Below are 17,040 nucleotides of genomic sequence, written 5' to 3'. Positions count from 1 at the left end.
CCGTCACTCGGCGCGCAGCACGTCCAGTGCGTGCCGCAGGTCGTCGGGGTAAGGGCTGGTGAACTCCACCCACTGCCCGTCGCCGGGGTGGGCGAACCCGAGCTGACGGGCGTGCAGCCATTGACGGCCGAGCCCGAGCTTCGTGGTGAGCGTGGGATCCGCCCCGTAGCTGAGGTCCCCGACGCACGGGTGGCGCAGCGCGGACATGTGCACCCGGATCTGGTGCGTCCTACCGGTCTCCAGGGTGATGTCGAGCAGCGTGGCCGCGGGGAACGCCTCGACCGTGTCGTAGTGGGTGACGCTGGGCCGCCCGCCGGCCACCACCGCGAAGCGCCAGTCATGCTTGGGGTGCCGGTCGATGGGTGCGTCGACGGTGCCCCTCGTCGGGTCGGGATGGCCCTGCACGACGGCGTGGTAGCGCTTGCTCACCTCACGCTGCTTGAACGCCCACTTCAGCGCGCTGTAGGCCCGCTCCGACTTCGCCACGACCATGATCCCGGTGGTACCGGCGTCGAGGCGGTGCACGATGCCCTGCCGCTCCTCGGCGCCCGAGGTCGACAGCCGCACGCCCATGGCCGCCAGACCGGCGGTGACGGTCGGACCGGTCCAGCCGGGGCTGCCGTGCGCCGCGACGCCGACCGGTTTGTCCACCAGAACGATGTCGTCGTCCTCGTAGAGCCGGTTCAGCCCGTCCACGACCCTCGGGACCTCGCTCGACGGGGCACGTTCCGGCGTCGGCAGGGTCACCTCCAGCCAGGTGCCCGCGACCAGGCGATCCGACTTGGTCAGCGCGTGCCCGTCCGCCCGGACGTGCCCGTTCTCGGTGAGACCGGCGACCACGGTGCGGGACAGGCCGAGCATCCGGGACAGCCCGGCGTCGACGCGCATCCCGTCCAGTCCGTCGGGCACCGGCAGGGTTCTCTGGTCACTCATCGTCGCCCCGTGACGCTCGTGTCCCGTCCAGTTCGAGGCCGATCAGCGCGAGCACCACGAGCAGCGCGCCCCCGGTGCAGATCGCCGAGTCCGCCGCGTTGAACACCGGCCACTTCTGTCCGTCCGGTGCGAACACCGAGATCATGTCGACCACCCAGCCCCGGAAGATCCCCGGGTAGCGGAACAGCCGGTCGGACAGGTTGCCCAGCGCGCCACCGAGGACCAGGCCGAGCGCGACGGCCCAGGCCCGCGACCGCAACCGGCCGGACAGCCGGATGATCGCGACCACCACACCGAGCGCGATGAGCGTGAGCAGCCAGGTCATCCCGGTCGCCATGCCGAAGGCGGCACCCGGATTGCGGACCAGCTGCAGGTAGACCAGCCCGTCGAGCACGCGCCACGGCGGCTGCCACTCCAGGTGGTCCACCGCGAGCATCTTGGTCTTGAGGTCGATCCCCCAGACCGCCGCGGCGACAACCACCAGGGTCAGCAGCCGCAGTGGGTACGCGGGACTCCCGTTCTCGGGTTCATCGGCCTCGGGATCCATCACCGGGTCCCCCTTGGCCTCGGGGTCGGACGGGAGTGTCATGCCCCGATTCTCTACGACGCACGCCGTCACTCGGAGCCCGGGAGGCGCAAGCGCTCTCAGCGGGCCCCGGTCTCCCCGCGCCACCTGGCCAGTCGACCGGCCCGGTCGACCGCGCGGATCCGCTGCTCCGCCCGGCTCCTGACCTCGGCCGTCGTCACCACCAGGAGCTGGTCGCGTTCCTGCAGCCGGGTCTCCGGGATCGGGGTGAAGCCCGCGCCGTCCCGCACCACCAGGCTGACCGAGGAGCCCGACGGAAGCCGTAGTTCACGCAGGTAGACGCCGTGCAGTTTGGAGCCGACCGGCACCCGGACCTGCAGCAGGTCGGCGGACAGCTCCTCCAGTGGCGCCGCGTCCACCTGAATCTCCGTGGGCTCGCCGGCTCTGGACACGCCCAGCAACCTGGCCACCCAGGGCAGCGTCGTGCCCTGCAGCAGGGTCAGCAGAACCACCAGTACGAGCACGACGTCCACCAGCTGGCGTGCCGCGAGGCTGTCCGGGTTACGGGTCAGCGGGATCAGGGCCAGCACGATGGGGACCGCGCCGCGCAGGCCGGACCAGGACAGGAACGCCTGCTCCCGCCACGACAGCCGGAACGGCAGCATCGACACGATGATCGACAGAGGTCTGGCCAGTAGCAACAGCACCAGCCCCGCGACCAGCGCCGGGATCACCGCGCCGATCAGCGCGCTGGGCGAGGCATAGAGCCCGAGCAGGACGAACAACCCGATCTGCGCCAGCCACCCGGTGCCCTCGGCGAAGGACAGCACACCGGCCCGGTGTGGCAGCTGGGAGTTGCCCAGGATGAGCGCCGCCACGTAGGTGGCGAGGAAGCCCGAGGCGTGCAGCGACTGGCCCGCCGCGTATCCCAGGATGCACACCGACAGCGTGGCGAGGGGATACAGACCGGTGGAGGGCAACGCCGCGCGCCGCAGGGCCCACGCTCCGCCGAACCCCAGCACGGCGCCGACGGCACCACCCACGGCCAGCTCGTAGACCACCAGGGCCGGGCTCCACCACTGCAGCGGCTCGGGTGCAGCGAGCAGCACCACCGCGATGACGACCGGCGCGTCGTTGAGTCCGGATTCCAGCTCCAACGCGCCGGCCAGCCGCCTGCGGACCCCGACACCGCGCAGGACGCTGAACACCGCGGCCGCGTCGGTCGAGGACAGCACGGCACCCCACAGGAACGCCGTCCGCCAGTCCAGTCCCAGCAACAGGTGCAGTGCCGTCGCCGCGACCCCGATGCTGACCGCGACCGCCACGGTCGACAGTGAGATACCGACCGTGAGCGCCGGGCGGACGTCCGACCACCGGGTGGTCAGGCCACCTTCGGCGAGGATCAGCACCAGTGCCGCGAGCCCGAGCGACTCGGTCAGCTGGGCGTTGGAGAACTGGAACCCGAGAACGGACTCGCCAAGCAGCACCCCGATCCCGAGGTAGAGCAACAGCGAGGGCAGCCCCAGACGGACCGAGGCACGCACCGCAACCACGCTGAGCAGCACGATCGCCGAGCCGACGCCGAGCACGGTTTCAGGGGAGACGTTCACCGTATCCCCCTTGTCTCCTCGGGTATCCGCCGTCTCCATTCCACCGCAACGGTGATCACGGGCCGCGCCCGGGTCGCCGCTCGTCGCGCGACGCGGTGCACCTGCCGTGCCACGGATGTCGTTCGGCGCACTCGTGGGCGTCACCCGGGGATCACCGTCCGGCGATCAGCGTGACCAGCAAGGAGTCCAGGTACTCGTGCCGCTCCCGGCCGTCCGTCGGCACCGCGGCCGGGTCGGTCCTGGTGAGCTGGGCGTGGCCGAGGTAGGTCGTGTAGGCCAGGAGCGCACGCCGCTGCGCCTGCACCGGATCCAGCCCCAGCTCGGCGAACAGACTCCTCAGGTAGTCGATGCGGCGCCGGGTCACCCGTTGCACCGTCGGCGCCACCAGCGGGTCGTCCGCCGAGGCGAGCAGCGCCAGCTCCACGGTGTACGGGCCGGGCCGGCCGAGTACGACCCTGAACAACTCACGCAGCCGTTCGTCCGGGTCGGCGCCCCGCTCCGCCTGCTCGATGATCGCGTCGGTGTGCACGGCCTCCCAGCGTTCGAGCGTGGCCGCGACGAGATCGGGCCGGCCTCGGAAGTGCCAGTAACCGCTTCCCTTGGTCGCGCCGAGCCGCGCCGCGATCGGTTCGATCGCCACCGCCGCGAGCCCGCCCTCGCCGAGCACCTTCAGCGCCTCGGCTGTCCAGTCGTCGCGGCTGAGCCTGCGATTAACCGATTCCTTCACCACCCTCCGTACGGTACCGTACGGTGAATCCCCCATACGGCACCGTACGGAGAGTGGAGCATCGTGATCCACAACGTTCACCAGAGAGAGTTCCGCGCAACCGAGGCGCGACTCAGCGAGCTGCTCGACGAGATGGGCGGACCGAACGACCGGTTGTGGCCTCGCGGCTGGACGCCGATGGTCCTCACCCAACCCCTGGCCGTCGGCTCGGACGGCGGGCACGGCGACATCCGCTACCGGGTCACCGAATACGAGCCGGGCAGGCGCGTGGAGTTCACGTTCACACCGCCCACTCCGCTGGACGGAACGCACGCGCTGGAGGTGCTTCCCGGATCACGGCCGGACACCGCGATCCTGCGCCACGTTCTGATGGGCACGCCCGTCGGCGTCGCGGGCCGGCTCGCCTGGACGCTCATGATCCGCTGGATGCACGACTGTGTGCTGGAGGAGCTGCTCGACAACGCCGGTGCCGCGGTCGGTGACCCACCGGCCCGTCAGGCGACCCGGAGTACGTGGGTCCGACTGGGCAGGTGCGCCCTGCGCGAGGGTGACACCAGCCGGTCGCCGAGTCAGACGTAGAGGGCCGCCAGCCAGCCGGACCAGTCCCGCTCCAGCGCCTCCCGGTCCAGCCCTTCGACGTACAGGTGGTGCCCGATCGCCACCGGCAGCCCGAGGTCGGCGAGGCCGTGGAACCGGTACAGACCCTCCGAGGCACGGACGCCGAGGAACGAAGGCCCCACGTAGTCGACGACGCCGTCGACCGGGGGCAGTCCGTTGGGAGCCAGGTGCACCGAGTCTCCCAGCTCAGGAGTCCCGTCGATCCCCAGCCCGGCCTGAAGCACCACCCAGGCCGTCCCATCAGCGGAGGCGTCCGGTCCGTTGGCGTTGACGAACGTGACGGGCCTGCCGAGGAAGTAGGTGACGTACTGACCGAGGGTGTGCAGGTACATGTCCCAGCCGCCGGCCATCGACGCCTCGTACTCGTCGTCCCAGCCGTCGCCGAACACGCCGCTGTGCACGAAACGCAGCACGGCGCTCGCGCCGTCCCGACCCTCGATCAGGTACTCCATCGCGTGCACCGTGCCGTCCTCGGCCACGTTCCCCCGGTACGCCAGGTGTTTACCCGGCTCCCACGCGGTGATCACCGAGTCCTCTTCGTGTCCTTCGACGGTGAGCCGCACCGTGCCGCCCTCACCCGGCTCCACCTCGTGCGGCATGAACCATGCGGTGATGCCGGGTCCGGTGGCGATCGCCTGCCAGATCTGCTCGGGGGTCGCGTCGATCTCGATCTCTTTGCGAATCTCGAACTCACGGGGCATGTCGGGGCTCCTCCACATCGGAGACGGGCGGTTGGTCGGGAATGTCGGGATGGAGCGCGGCGATCAGCCGGTAGCGACGCCCGCCCGGCGCGGCCTCGTCGTGGTACTTGGCGGTCAGCACAGTGATCGACCGGGCGAGTTCCTCCGCGAACGCGGCCCGGTCGGCGGCCGAGGCGAAGCGAATCTCCCCGTCCACCGCGAACGTCCCGACACGCTTGCCCGCCCTGGTGGCACCCGCGATGAGCTCCCCCACGTCACGCACCAGCTTGGCCGCGAGAGCGAGCAGCCACCTCGCGGAAAGCTGGTCGGGAGCACGTCCCGGATCGGGCTGCATCGACCCGAGCGTGGCCGGTGAGATCACATAGGATCGCGCCGTGGCCCGCAGTACCCGTTCGGTCATGTTGCCCTTGCGCCGCTCCTCCACCAGCTCGACGAGCCCGTGCCGTTCGAGCGCGCGCAGGTGGTAGTTGACCTTCTGCCGCGCTAATCCCACCGCCGCCGCGAGCTGGGTGGCCGAGGCCGGCGAGGTCAGCTCCGCGAGCAGCCGGGCACGAATCGGGTCCAGCGACGCCTCCGCCGCACCCGCATCATCGATCACCGCGACCTCGAGCACACCCCCACCCTCCTACCGACAATAAAAATTGTCAAGGCGCCTCGACCCGTCCACCTCCATGATCACCACCGTGTGAGGGCTGATCTCAGGCCGCGAAACAGCCGTCAGGCGGTGGTGATCATGGAAACCCACCGGGAGTCGAGTCAGGCGGGGCGGACGCTCGGGGCCAGGGGGGTCGGGTGGCGTCGCGCGTAGCGGCCGAACAGCCAGATCACCGGCAGGGTGCAGGCCAGGGACACCCCGATGTACAGGGGGCGCTGCAGCCACCAGGACAGGTCGGGGTCGGTGTGTTCGCCCAGCTTCCCGTTGACGAAGTAGATGATGCCGCGACCGATCGCCATGCCGGTCGTGTGGAACAGGAAGACCGGCAGCGCGAACCGGTTGATCACCTCGACGACGCGGTGCGGTCGCGGCCGGGCCAGCCACCGGACCATCGCGGGGCGGCCCATCTCGGCGACCCCGATCTGAAACGTCAGCAGCGCCACGATGCACAGCGTCGGCGGGGCCATGTTGGACGCCTCGCCCGGGACCCCGACCATCGACCCGGGGTACAGACCGGACCCGACGAGCCCTACGAGGCCGAACAGCCCGGCCCACAGCAACGCCGCATCGATCTTGCGGGAGGCGCGCACGACCGCTTCGTAGTAGAAACCCGCCTGGAAGGCGACTCCCCAGACCAGGACCATGTTCAGGTAGGCGATGCCGTCGTGGTGGTACCGGAACCGGGCGATGTCGAGCACGATCGTGAGCCCGACCATCCAGACGAACGCGACCGGCCCGAACCGTCGTTGCAGCGCGAACCACACCGGTATCAGCGCGATGAGCAACAGGTAGACCCCGATGAACCACAGTGGGCTGATCACCAGGACGACCGCCCGTCCGACCCAGGTCAGGTTGAACACCGAGCCGAGCACGCTACCCAGAACGATCCACACCGTGGCGAGCAGCAGCGCCGGCACCGAGAGTTTGCGCAGGTTGCGCCACACGAAGTGACCGAGGTGCTCGCCGCGCACGCGCGCCCGCTGCCATGCCTTCAGGTGGACGTAGCCGCCGACGTAGAAGAACAGTGGCAACACCTGGAACAGCCAGGTCAGCACCCACAGCCCGGAGAACGAACCGAGCGGACTGGTGGCGAAGGGCCCCTGGTCGGTCCACTGCAGGATCGTGAAGGCCCAGTGCCACAGCACGACGATCAGGATCGAGAAGGCGCGCAGGAAGTCGACGTAGCCGTCCCTGGCGACGTCTTCAGGAGTGTCTTCGCTGGTCGAGGGATGCAAGGGCGGGACGGGGAAGAGGACTCCGTCCGACGGGTTCGGGGTCGTCTCGGTCAGTTCTTCTCACCCGCTCCAGCGATCCGGCGGCGGATGCCGCACCATGGACATGTGCCCTCGACCGTAGTCGATCACCCCACCGAGCCGGCGTCACCTGTATTCGGGCCGTCGCGCCACCGGCTGGTGCTCGGCGTCGTCGTGGCGATTCTCGTCGGCTCCAACGTCGTCAGCAACTACGCGTGGCCGCAGGCCTACATACCGTGGAACCTCACGGTGGCGGCGGTGCTCGTCATCATCGCCCATCGCGCCGGGCTGAGCTGGTCGGCGATCGGGCTGGGCACCGAGCGGCTCCGGCGTGGCCTGGTGCTGGGCGCGCTGGCCGTGGCGATCATCGCCGCGATCTACCTGGTCGCGCTGGCGGTGCCGTTCACCCGGGAAGCGTTCATGGACCGCAGGGCGGCCGGGCCGCTGGCGACGGCCTTGTTCGCCGCGCTGGTCAGGATCCCGTTCGGCACGGTGCTGCTGGAAGAGGTGGCGTTCCGTGGCGTGCTGCCCGCGCTGGTCAATCGCAACGGCGGGTGGTGGCGTGGCGCGCTGGTGTCGTCGGTCCTGTTCGGCCTGTGGCACGTGCTGCCCTCGCTCGGGGTGAGCGCCTCGAACGCCGCGGTGGGCGCGGCGGTCGGCGGCTGGGGCACGGTCGCGCAGGTCTGTCTGGCGGTCGTGTCGATGTTCGCCGCCGGCATGCTGATGATGCTGTGGCGACGGTGGAGCGGACATGTCGCCACCCCCGCGCTGGCCCATCTCGCGACCAACTCGTTGGGCGTGCTCATCGCCTGGTGGCTGATGAGCGGCGGCTGATCGCTACCAGCTGAAGGTGACGGTGGTCCTCGGCCTCGGCCGGAGATCGGCGAGCGCGGCGGCGACCTCGTCGACCCGCTCCGCGGGCAGGCACAACCTGCGGGCGACCCACACCGGGTCCTCCGGCAGCCGGGCCGGACGTTCCCAGCGCGTCACGGTCGGCGTGATGCCCAGCTCCTCGAACACCGCCAACGCGTCGTCCGCGGTGGCGGGCTCCGGCCGGTGCAGGTCGTGGAACCGGATCCACAGCGGATCGAGCCAGGCCATCGGGTGCTGCCCGGTCAGTTCCATCACGACGCCGCGCCTCGCGGCGGCGGTGAGCGCCACCAGGAACGGGGCGAACTCGACGGTGTTGTAGCCGACGTGGTGGCACAGCACGACGTCGGCGATGCCCGCCTCGTCGGCGATCGAGGGCCACTCCCCCAGCACCGCGCGGTGCTCGACGCCGCGTGCGGCGCAGTCGACGGCGAACACCTCGAGCATGCCCGGGTTGTGGTCGACGCCCACGAGCAGGTCGGCCTGCTCGGCGACGGCCAGCGACGCACTGCCTCCGCCGCAGCCGACATCGAGCACCGTGACCGGGCCCCGGTGGGTGGGCGGCTCACCGAGCAGCGCCAGCGCGGCGTCCCGGGACGGGGTGTCGTGCGGCTTCTCCGGCGCCCCGAAGTGCGCAGGGTCGTGCTTCCACGGGTTCGCCGGTGCGGTCGCCAGGATCTCGGGCGGCAACCCGCGCCCCTCCTGCATCTCGCGCCAACGGTCCGACGGGCTGTCCTGCATGTGTCCAGCTTAGGTGGCGGCACGGCCTCGGTGATCGACGCCCGGCGTTCAGTACGGTGCGACCATGGCGTACGGACTCGTGGCGACGATGCGGACCAAACCGGGCAAGCGGGACGAGGTGATCGAGCTGTTGCTGCGCGACCAGTCGACGCTGAGCGGCCTGGGATGTCGCACCTATCTGGTCGGCCGCAACGAGGAGTATCCGGACCTGATCTACGTCACCGAGGTCTGGGAGTCGAAGCGGGCCCACGACGACTCGCTGCGGCTGGAGTCGACGAAGGCGGCGATAGCCGAGGCGATGCCCCTGCTGACCGGCGAGTTCTCCGGTCACGAGTTCACCATCGCCGGCGGCCTGGGCAGCCCCGAGTAACACCCGCCCGCGAGTCGCTACATTCCGGGACCGGTCAGTGCGCGATGGCGTCGATGATCGCCCTGGCACCCTGGCGCAGCAGGTCCGAGCCGACGAAGAAGCCCAGGGCCTGCGGGTCCTCGGCGACGCCCCAATGGTGCGAGTCCAGCCACTGCGAACCGTCACGGGAGAAGACCTTGCCGTGCAGGTTCAGCCTGCCGGTCGCGTCCGTCGTGGCGTAGCCGGCGATGGGCGAGTTGCAGTGTCCCTGCAACGCGTGCAGCATCGCCCGCTCCGCCTCCGCGTGCCGTGTGGTCTCGGCGTCGTTGAGCCGGGCGCAGAGCTCGAGCAGCTCGGTGTTGTCCGAGCGGCACTGCAACGTCACGATGCCGGCACCGATCGGCGGGCACATGACGTCCAGCGGCAGGATCTCGGTGATCCGGTCGGTCTGCTCGACGCGTTCCATGCCCGCGACCGCGGCGATGAGCACGTCGAAGTGGCCTTCGTCCAGGCGCATCAGCCGGGTGTTGACGTTGCCCCGCAGCGGCTCGACCCGCAGGTGCGGGTGGTGCACCCGCAGCTGCGCGGCCCGACGCACCGAGCTGGTCCCGACGATCGAGCCTTCCGGCAGCTCCGCCAGCGGAGCCCCGGACCGCGTGATCACCGCGTCCCGCAGGTCCTCGCGCGGCAGGAAGCAGGCGAACGCGAGTCCGTCGGTGACCGGGATGTCGCCGGGCACGTCCTTGAGGCAGTGCATCGCCAGATCGGCGCGCCCCTCCAGGAGCGCGTAGTCGATCTCCTTGATGAACGCGCCCTTGCCACCGAGCTTGGCGAGGTCGCCCATCCATCGGTCGCCGGCGGTCGTGACCTTCACCAGCTCGGCCCCGATGCCGGGATCCAGCGCTTCCAGCGCCGCGGCGACACCCTCCGCCTGGGCCACCGCCATGGGGCTGGACCGTGTCGCTATCCGGATCATGCCGCCTGCTACCACCTCTCAAGCATATGACCACACGAAAATCAACCAGAACCAGGCTCAGACGGCGGTCACCCGCACCTTGACCTCGGCCCCGCCGGTGACCGTCCCGACCAGCGTCGGCTCGGACACCTCGGCGAACGTGACCGTCTCGGCCAGTACCTCGTTGGCCAGGAAGTCCTGGTGCGCACGAACCGCGTCGAGCACCTCGTCGGCCGCCCGCAGGGTGACCGCGATCCGGTCGGACACGTCCAGGTCCGCCTCGCGCCGTGCCTGCTGGACGAGCCGCACGACGTCCTTGGCGAGCCCCTCCAGGGCCAGCTCGGGTGTCACCTCGGTGTCCAGCACCACCAGGCCGGAGTTCGCCGGCAGCGCCGCCGTCGCGGTGGACGTGCCGTCGACCGCCTCACCGGGCACCAGCCGCTCGCTGTACTCGCCGTCGAGCAGCTCGATACCGGCGACCGTCACGGTCCCGTCGGCCGCCTGGTCCCATTCGCCCGCCTTGACCGCGCGGATGACCTTCTGGACGTCGCCACCCAGCCTCGGCCCGCACACCCGGGCGTTGACCGTCAGCTCGAACCGGCCGTAGCGCTGCACCTCGGTGGACAACACCACCTCACGCACGTTGACCTCGTCGGCGACGATGTCGGTGAACGGCCCGAGCACGTCGGCGTCCAGCGCGGCGACGGTCAGCCTGCTCAGCGGCAGCCGCACCCGCAGCTTGTTCGCCTTGCGCAGCGACAGCGCGGCCGACGCCACCTGGCGTACCCGGTCCATGCCGGCGACCAGCTCGGCGTCGTGCGGCACCTCACCGGCCGTCGGCCAGTCGGCCAGGTGGACCGAACGACCGCCGGTGAGCCCGCGCCAGATGACCTCGGTCGTCAAGGGCAGCAGCGGCGCGGCGACCCGGCAGGTCACCTCGAGCACGGTGTGCAGCGTGTCGATCGCGTCCTGGTCGCCGTCCCAGAACCGGCCCCGGGAACGCCGGACGTACCAGTTGGTGAGCACTTCGGCGTGGTCGCGCAGGATCGCGCAGGCGTCCGCGATGGCGTAGCGGTCCTGCGCCTCGGTCATCGCGTCGACCAGCTCCGCGGTCTTTGCCAGCATGTAGCGGTCGAGGACGTGGGTGCTGTCCGTGCGGAACCGGCCCTCGCGGCCAGCGGCGTTCGCGTACAGCGCCAGGAAGTACCAGGTGTTCCACAGCGGCAGGATCGCCTGCCGGACACCCTCGCGGATGCCCTGCTCGGTGACGATCAGGTTGCCACCGCGCAGGATCGGCGAGGCCATCAGGAACCAGCGCATCGCGTCGCTGCCGTCCCGGTCGAACACCTCGTTGACGTCCGGGTAGTTGCCCTTCGACTTGGACATCTTCAGGCCGTCGTCGCCCAGCACGATGCCGTGCGCGATGCACGAGGTGAACGCGGGCCGGTCGAACAGCGCGGTGGCCAGGACGTGCAACAGGTAGAACCAGCCCCGGGTCTGGCCGTTGTACTCGACGATGAAGTCGCCCGGGTAGTGGTGGTCGAACCAGTCCGCGTTCTCGAAGGGGTAGTGCACCTGCGCGAACGGCATCGAACCGGAGTCGAACCAGCAGTCCAGTACCTCGGGGACCCGGCGCATGGTGGACTGCCCCGTGGGGTCGTCCGGGTTCGGCCGGGTCAGATCGTCGATGTGCGGCCGGTGCAGATCGGCCGGGCGGACGCCGAAGTCGCGCTCCAGCTCGTCCAGCGAGCCGTACACGTCGGTCCTCGGGTAGCGCGGGTCGTCGGACTGCCACACCGGGACCGGGCTGCCCCAGTACCGGTTGCGCGAGATGTTCCAGTCCCGCGCGCCCTCCAGCCACTTGCCGAACTGGCCGTCCTTGACACCGTCCGGCACCCAGGTGATCTGCTGGTTGAGCTCGACCATCCGGTCCCGGAACGCGGTGACCTTGACGAACCAGGCGTCGACCGCGCGCTGGATCAGCGGGCTGCCGCACCGCCAGCAGTGCGGGTACGGGTGGTTGTAGGTCTCGTGGCGCAGCAGCGAACCCTGCACGTGTGCGGCCCCGTCACGCAGGTCACGGATGATCTTGGCGTTCGCCTCGAACACGTGCACGCCGGCATAGGTCGGTACCTCGGCGGTGAACTCACCCTTCGCGTCGACCGGCACGACGACGTCGATGCCGGCCGCGTCGGTCACGACCTTGTCCTCCTCACCGAACGCCGGGGCGATGTGCACGAGCCCGGTGCCGTCGTCGGTGGTGACGTAGTCGGCGGACAGCACCTGGTGCGCATTGGGCCGGCCGGCGAAGAAGTCGAACGGCGGCAGGTACCGGGTGCCGAGCAGCTCGGTACCGGTCAGCCGCCGAAGGACCTCGGGCTCCTCTCCCAGCTCACGTGCATAGTGCGCGACCCGGGCTTCCGCCAGCAGGTAGCGCTGTCCGCTCTCCGCCTTGACGACCACGTAGTCGACCTCGGGGTGCACCGCGACGGCCAGGTTGGACGGCAGCGTCCACGGTGTGGTCGTCCAGATCAGCAGCTGCACACCGTCGAGGTCGGTACCCGGAGCGACGATCGGCAGCCCGACGGTGACCGCCGGGTCCTGACGGTCGGTGTAGACGTCGTCCATCTTCGTCTCGGTCGCCGACAGCGGTGTCTCGCACCGCCAGCAGTACCAGAGCACCCGGAAACCGGAGTAGACCAGGCCCTTGTCCCACAGGCGTTTGAACGCCCAGATGACGCTTTCCATGTAGGTCAGGTCAAGGGTCTTGTAGTCGTTGTCGAAGTCGACCCAGCGGGCCTGGCGGGTGACGTACTCGCGCCATTCCGAGGTGTAGCGCAGCACCGACGAGCGGCAGGCGTCGTTGAACGCCGCGATGCCCATCTCCTCGATCTCGGACTTGTGCTTGATACCGAGCTGGTGCTCGGTCTCGATCTCGGCGGGCATGCCGTGGGTGTCCCAGCCGAAGCGCCGTTCGACATGGCGCCCGCGCATCGTCTGGTAGCGCGGAACGACGTCCTTGACGTACCCGGTCAGCAGGTGGCCGTAGTGCGGCAGACCGTTGGCGAACGGCGGGCCGTCGTAGAAGACGAACTCGTTCGTGCCGTTCTCACCGGCGGGACGAGCCTCGACGGACGCCTGGAACGTCCGGTCCGCTTCCCAGCCCGCCAGCACCGAGCGTTCCAGAACCGGGAAGGACGGCTGGGCGGGCACCGACGCGGCGCTCTCGTGCCCGTCCGGGGCGGTGACGTCGACCTTGGGGTAAACCATCGCTCGTGCGACTCCTCGTGCAGCCATGTAGTGCTCCGCACGGGGACGAACCGAGACCGGCCCGCGGTACCACCCCGCTTGCCGCCGGCCGAGGCCGACGACCACTTCTTTCCATCCGGCTGTGACGGGCCGGACCCGTCCGGTTCTACTGGGACGAGCCGCCTATCCGGCGACCCGTCCGTTCTTCCGGAGACTCCCCGGTGATGGCCGGATCAACGTCTGTCTACTACCAGGGTAGCCCTGTCGTCCAGCGCCTTGACCGCCAGCGGTCAGGAGGAGGACGACGCGCGGTTGCGCGCCGCCAGAACCCGCACCGGGGTGCACTGGCCGCACGGGGCGAACCCGTACTCCACCGCTTCCTTCGCGGGCAGCGGAATCGTTTCGCTCCCGGCCAGCGACCGGCATCCGGTCACGTGGTAGAGCGGCTGCTCGTCGACGACCAGCACCTCGTCCGCGAGCGTGGCCACGATCGCGGCCGCCGAGGCGTCCGCTTTCTCCTCGGCCGGCTCGGCCGGCGCCGAGTTCTGCACCGGGGTCATGGCCGTGGTGGCTTCCGCTCCGGCGACACCACCGGCGGGCTTGTCCTGCGCGGGACGTCGTCCGCCCATGATCGGGATCGCGGTCGTCCGGTCGCTGTCGGCGATCGCGGCGGCACTCGGCGCTGCCTTGGACTCGCTCGGCTTGTCCTTCTTCTCGGCCGCCGCACCGGTGCTCGCTGCCTTGTCGGCGGGAGCGTCGGCCGGCTTCTTGTCCGGACCGGACTTGTCCGAGGACGCCTTCGCCGCAGCGGCGGCACCAGCGGCACCCACCGCCGCTGCCGAGATCGCCGTGGTGCGCTCGGCACCGGCACCACCGGTCGGTGCACTCGGCGCCTGCGCGGGCTTCGACTGACTCGGGGCCTTCTGGCCGCCCTGCTGTCCGGAACCCGTTCCGAACCCGGCTGCCGGCTGCTGCGCCTCGCCGGCCCGCTGTCTGGGAGGCGACTGGGTCTGGGAGAACGACGGCTGCTGCGCGGCCGCCGGCCGCTGACCACCCTGCTGTCCCGAACCCGGACGCTGCGACGGCGGTTGCTCCGCGCCACCCGGACGCTGCTGGCCGCCAGGCTTCCCAGGCGTGCCCGAAGCGCGTTCCTCGGTACGTGGCTGCCACGGCGACACCGAACCGTCGCGACCCTCGGTCGCGCCCGGCTTGCCCTGGTCCTTGCCCTGATCGCCGCCGTCCGGACGTTGCCCGGACGAACTCGGCGTCAACGCCGTCGTCTTCGACTCCACCGGCGTTGCCGGCTTGTCCTTGGCGTCGGAGTCCTTGGAGCCGCCCGCGGCCTTCGAGGCGGCAAAAGCCGCGCCAGCCGCCGCTGCCGCCGCAACGCCCTTCTGATCGCTGTCGCCGAACCCGCCCGAACCGGTCGGTGACGCCTTCGAGTCCTTCGCCGCTCCCGACCCGGAGGTGACGCTCTGTGACTGCTGATCGCTCGAACCACCGGTAAACGCCGCAGCGCCGGACGGTCGATCGGAGGAGCTGGACGGCGTGCCCAGTACAGACGTCGCCTCGGCGCCTGCGTCAGGCGGTCCTGCCACGTAGTTGGGCCGCAGTGCGGGAAACACCTCGGTGGCAGGTTCGGCCGGCCCGCTCTGACCACCGTACGCCGGAATCGCCGTCGTCGGTGGTTCGTTCATGGCCGGCCGTTGAACCGGAGGTTGCCCCATGGGAGCGCGCTCGCTCCCGGTCTTCACAGCGGCCCGACGTTGCGCCCAGTCATAGACCAGGATCCCGGCCGCGGCGACACTCACCACGACCGAGATCCAGGCCCAAGCCGCTGTACCGGTCACCAGGGCGACCAGCAGCAGCCCAAAGGCCGCGAGCACGAATATCAGGACCAGCAGCAACACGGTTCACTCCGAGATGGCGGCGTCATCACGACGCCGACCACCGTTGTCGTTGGTACCCAAGCGGGTTTCAGCTACCGGCGTCGGCTCGAGTGCCGTAACCGGTGGCCGCGTAACCCTGGTTGGGGTTGACACGACCGTCGGACGGTGCGGCGGAGCCGCGCCCGGCCAGATCCCGCAGCTGGGACTCGAGGTAGGTCTTCAGCCTGGTGCGGTATTCCCGCTCGAACGTACGCAACTCGTCGATCTTCTTGTCGAGAACCGACTTCTCGCGCTGGATGCCGCCCATGATCTCGGTGTGCTTGCGCTCGGCTTCCCCGACCAGCGCAGCAGCCTTGTCCCTGGACTGACGTTCCATCGTCTCCGCCCTGGTACGGGCGTCATTGATCATCGTCTCGGCGCGCACCCTGGCCTCGTTCACCAGGCCGTCGGCCTTGGCACGCGACTCGGAGAGCAGCTGCTCGGACTTGGTCCGCGCGTCGCCGAGCATCCCGTCGGCCTCGGTCTTGGCCTCAGCGGTGAGCCGGTCAGCCATCTCCTGGGCGAGCCCGAGGACCTTGGCGGCCTGAACGTGGTGGTCACCACCGAGAGCGGCGGGGTCCATCATGGGCTGGGGAGCCGAGACCGGGGGCGGCGGCACGGCGGCGGTCGCCGCGGCCATCGTCATGGTCTGACGAGATTCCTCCGACGAGCGCTGGCGCTGCTGGGGAGCACGAGAAGCCTGGGCGCGCGCCTCGGAGAGGTCACTCTGAGCATTGTTGAGCTGGCTTTCCAGGGCGTTCACCTGGTCACGCAGCTCGGTGTTCTCCTCGATGAGCTTTGCAAGCTCGGTCTCGACGAGGTCGAGGAAAGCGTCGACCTCATCCTCGTTGTACCCCCGCTTACCGATCGGGGGCTTGCTGAAGGCGACGTTATGCACGTCGGCCGGGGTCAGCGGCATCGGATCACCTCACGCAGTCCTCTGGGCGGCCGAGGCCCTGTTCAGATCCTTGGCAACCTCGGGTCGGGCATCGTCCATCAGGTCGGTTCGACGAACGCCATCAGTATGAACACGGCCAGCGACAGAACCATAATCCACTAGTCCAGCCCCGCGCGTCCGACCCATACCTTGAATCTCACTCTCTGTCACCAACGGGCCGCGCAGCCACGAACCGACCGGGCTGACGACCTGCACACCTCAATCTTGGCCGAAAAATCCGCCTTCAGCCAGTTTTCTTCGATCTTCCGCCGAAACGTCAACGCCGTCCGGCGAGAGCAGGAACACCCGACTGGTGACCTTGTCGATGGATCCACGCAGCGCGAACGCCAGTCCGGCCGCGAAGTCCACCAGCCGCTTGGCGGCGGCGTCGTCCAGCTCGGTCAGATTCATGATCACCGGGATGCCGTCCCGGTAGCGCTCGCCGATCGTGCGCGCCTCGTTGTAGCTACGCGGATGGACCGTCGTGATCCGCGACAGCGGGACCCTCCTCGGCTCGCTCGCCTGCACCGACGGCGGTGGCGCTACCGACGGCCTTGGCACCTCCACCGGCGCGGAGTCCATCGCGAGCGCCCCGTGAACGAACGGTGAACGACTGGACCCACCCGCCGACCCACCGTGGCCGGCCGTCCCGGAAGGACTGCCCAGCGGGCGGGTGGACGCCGGGACGACAGGGCTCGGTGCCGGCTCCACCGGACCACGCGCCTCGGGCCGGTACCGTTCCGGCGGCTGGTACTCGGTGCGTGGCTCCGGGTACCCGCGCCTCGGCTCGGGGTCGACCCTCGGGTCGTCGTAGTAGCCGGATTCGTCGTAAGCAGGGTCATAGTCGAGGTAGGCATCCATGTCCTCGGCGGGCACCATCCCGAAGTACGCCTTCAGCCGATACAGCGTGCTCATGGCGACGCCTCCTTCCCCGACACCCGCGACCAGCACGCGGGCAGCATCAATACCGGGTCACCAGTCCGAATGA

General features: G+C 69.8%; 16 protein-coding genes. 3 read left to right on the top strand and 13 right to left on the bottom strand.

Going from position 1 to position 17,040, the window contains the following annotated elements; genetic code table 11:
* Nucleotides 1-3 precede the first annotated feature (3 nt).
* The 4 genes from G406_RS0105240 to G406_RS0105225 form a co-directional block, all read right to left on the bottom strand.
* Nucleotides 4-933 (bottom strand): RluA family pseudouridine synthase, encoded by a 930-nt coding sequence (locus G406_RS0105240; protein ID WP_028933013.1) that lies wholly within the window; start codon nucleotides 931-933, stop codon nucleotides 4-6.
* Nucleotides 926-1,522, bottom strand: a complete 597-nt coding sequence (lspA, locus tag G406_RS0105235) for a signal peptidase II (protein WP_084215782.1) — start codon at nucleotides 1,520-1,522, stop codon at nucleotides 926-928. Before lspA ends, G406_RS0105240 begins: the two co-directional genes overlap by 8 nt.
* Before the next feature lie 56 nt (nucleotides 1,523-1,578).
* Nucleotides 1,579-3,069 carry a potassium/proton antiporter gene (locus G406_RS0105230; RefSeq protein ID WP_028933011.1) on the bottom strand — a complete coding sequence of 497 codons (1,491 nt, stop codon included), beginning with the start codon at nucleotides 3,067-3,069 and terminating at the stop codon, nucleotides 1,579-1,581.
* A 151-nt stretch (nucleotides 3,070-3,220) separates the two neighbouring features.
* Nucleotides 3,221-3,796, bottom strand: coding sequence for a TetR/AcrR family transcriptional regulator (locus G406_RS0105225; protein ID WP_037075321.1), 576 nt, complete (start codon nucleotides 3,794-3,796; stop codon nucleotides 3,221-3,223).
* A gap of 63 nt (nucleotides 3,797-3,859) precedes the next feature.
* On the opposite strand from G406_RS0105225, the gene G406_RS0105220 reads away from it, so the two are divergent.
* Nucleotides 3,860-4,375, top strand: coding sequence for a hypothetical protein (locus G406_RS0105220; protein WP_051341663.1), 516 nt, complete (start codon nucleotides 3,860-3,862; stop codon nucleotides 4,373-4,375).
* Here G406_RS0105220 and G406_RS0105215 read toward each other — a convergent pair.
* From G406_RS0105215 to G406_RS0105205, 3 genes are all read right to left on the bottom strand, one after another.
* Nucleotides 4,366-5,115, bottom strand: coding sequence for an SRPBCC family protein (locus G406_RS0105215; RefSeq protein ID WP_028933008.1), 750 nt, complete (start codon nucleotides 5,113-5,115; stop codon nucleotides 4,366-4,368). The genes G406_RS0105220 and G406_RS0105215 overlap by 10 nt on opposite strands.
* Nucleotides 5,105-5,728, bottom strand: coding sequence for an ArsR/SmtB family transcription factor (locus G406_RS44740; RefSeq protein ID WP_051341661.1), 624 nt, complete (start codon nucleotides 5,726-5,728; stop codon nucleotides 5,105-5,107). The genes G406_RS0105215 and G406_RS44740 overlap by 11 nt, the downstream gene beginning before the upstream one ends.
* A 143-nt stretch (nucleotides 5,729-5,871) precedes the next feature.
* Nucleotides 5,872-7,005 (bottom strand): acyltransferase family protein, encoded by a 1,134-nt coding sequence (locus G406_RS0105205; protein ID WP_028933007.1) that lies wholly within the window; start codon nucleotides 7,003-7,005, stop codon nucleotides 5,872-5,874.
* Nucleotides 7,006-7,110: 105 nt separating this feature from the next.
* Here G406_RS0105205 and G406_RS44735 point away from each other — a divergent pair, with 105 nt between their 5' ends.
* Nucleotides 7,111-7,857: a CPBP family intramembrane glutamic endopeptidase gene (locus G406_RS44735; RefSeq protein ID WP_051341659.1), complete on the top strand. Its 747-nt coding sequence runs from the start codon at nucleotides 7,111-7,113 to the stop codon at nucleotides 7,855-7,857.
* A gap of 3 nt (nucleotides 7,858-7,860) precedes the next feature.
* On the opposite strand, the gene G406_RS44730 is transcribed toward G406_RS44735, so the two are convergent.
* Nucleotides 7,861-8,634: a class I SAM-dependent methyltransferase gene (locus tag G406_RS44730; RefSeq protein ID WP_037075156.1), complete on the bottom strand. Its 774-nt coding sequence runs from the start codon at nucleotides 8,632-8,634 to the stop codon at nucleotides 7,861-7,863.
* A 64-nt stretch (nucleotides 8,635-8,698) separates the two neighbouring features.
* Here G406_RS44730 and G406_RS0105190 point away from each other — a divergent pair, with 64 nt between their 5' ends.
* A complete protein-coding gene (locus G406_RS0105190) occupies nucleotides 8,699-9,004 on the top strand; it encodes a putative quinol monooxygenase (protein WP_028933006.1) in 306 nt (101 codons plus the stop codon).
* A 34-nt stretch (nucleotides 9,005-9,038) separates the two neighbouring features.
* Here the strand turns inward: G406_RS0105190 and hemC are convergent, their stop codons facing one another.
* The 5 genes from hemC to G406_RS0105165 all read right to left on the bottom strand — a co-directional run bounded on the left by hemC (nucleotide 9,039) and on the right by G406_RS0105165 (nucleotide 16,967).
* Nucleotides 9,039-9,959 carry a hydroxymethylbilane synthase gene (hemC, locus tag G406_RS0105185; RefSeq protein WP_028933005.1) on the bottom strand — a complete coding sequence of 307 codons (921 nt, stop codon included), beginning with the start codon at nucleotides 9,957-9,959 and terminating at the stop codon, nucleotides 9,039-9,041.
* Nucleotides 9,960-10,016: 57 nt separating this feature from the next.
* Complete coding sequence (ileS, locus tag G406_RS0105180) at nucleotides 10,017-13,208, bottom strand: isoleucine--tRNA ligase (RefSeq protein ID WP_028933004.1); 3,192 nt, start codon at nucleotides 13,206-13,208, stop codon at nucleotides 10,017-10,019.
* Nucleotides 13,209-13,477: 269 nt separating this feature from the next.
* Entirely contained in the window at nucleotides 13,478-15,097 is a 1,620-nt protein-coding gene (locus G406_RS53665; protein ID WP_051341655.1) for a hypothetical protein, read from the bottom strand.
* Nucleotides 15,098-15,164: 67 nt separating this feature from the next.
* Nucleotides 15,165-16,034 (bottom strand): DivIVA-like cell division protein Wag31, encoded by an 870-nt coding sequence (wag31, locus tag G406_RS0105170; RefSeq protein ID WP_028933003.1) that lies wholly within the window; start codon nucleotides 16,032-16,034, stop codon nucleotides 15,165-15,167.
* A gap of 237 nt (nucleotides 16,035-16,271) precedes the next feature.
* Nucleotides 16,272-16,967 carry a cell division protein SepF gene (locus G406_RS0105165; RefSeq protein ID WP_028933002.1) on the bottom strand — a complete coding sequence of 232 codons (696 nt, stop codon included), beginning with the start codon at nucleotides 16,965-16,967 and terminating at the stop codon, nucleotides 16,272-16,274.
* Nucleotides 16,968-17,040: the final 73 nt, after the last annotated feature.

Source organism: Actinospineispora spinosispora DSM 44797, from assembly GCF_000429025.1.
Classification (GTDB): Bacteria; Actinomycetota; Actinomycetes; order Mycobacteriales; family Pseudonocardiaceae; genus Pseudonocardia; species Pseudonocardia spinosispora.
The sequence above is the reverse complement of the archived record's forward strand: the minus strand, read 5'-3'. Positions and strand labels throughout refer to the sequence as shown.

What these genes read in the sequence shown, in the direction of transcription:
- hemC (WP_028933005.1), bottom strand. Translation starts at nt 9,959, where the DNA reads ATGATCCGGATAGCGACACGGTCCAGCCCCATGGCGGTGGCCCAGGCG.
- lspA (WP_084215782.1), bottom strand. Translation starts at nt 1,522, where the DNA reads ATGACACTCCCGTCCGACCCCGAGGCCAAGGGGGACCCGGTGATGGAT.
- G406_RS0105190 (WP_028933006.1), top strand. Translation starts at nt 8,699, where the DNA reads ATGGCGTACGGACTCGTGGCGACGATGCGGACCAAACCGGGCAAGCGG.
- G406_RS44730 (WP_037075156.1), bottom strand. Translation starts at nt 8,634, where the DNA reads ATGCAGGACAGCCCGTCGGACCGTTGGCGCGAGATGCAGGAGGGGCGC.
- G406_RS0105215 (WP_028933008.1), bottom strand. Translation starts at nt 5,115, where the DNA reads ATGCCCCGTGAGTTCGAGATTCGCAAAGAGATCGAGATCGACGCGACC.
- G406_RS0105165 (WP_028933002.1), bottom strand. Translation starts at nt 16,967, where the DNA reads ATGAGCACGCTGTATCGGCTGAAGGCGTACTTCGGGATGGTGCCCGCC.
- ileS (WP_028933004.1), bottom strand. Translation starts at nt 13,208, where the DNA reads ATGGTTTACCCCAAGGTCGACGTCACCGCCCCGGACGGGCACGAGAGC.
- G406_RS0105240 (WP_028933013.1), bottom strand. Translation starts at nt 933, where the DNA reads ATGAGTGACCAGAGAACCCTGCCGGTGCCCGACGGACTGGACGGGATG.
- wag31 (WP_028933003.1), bottom strand. Translation starts at nt 16,034, where the DNA reads ATGCCGCTGACCCCGGCCGACGTGCATAACGTCGCCTTCAGCAAGCCC.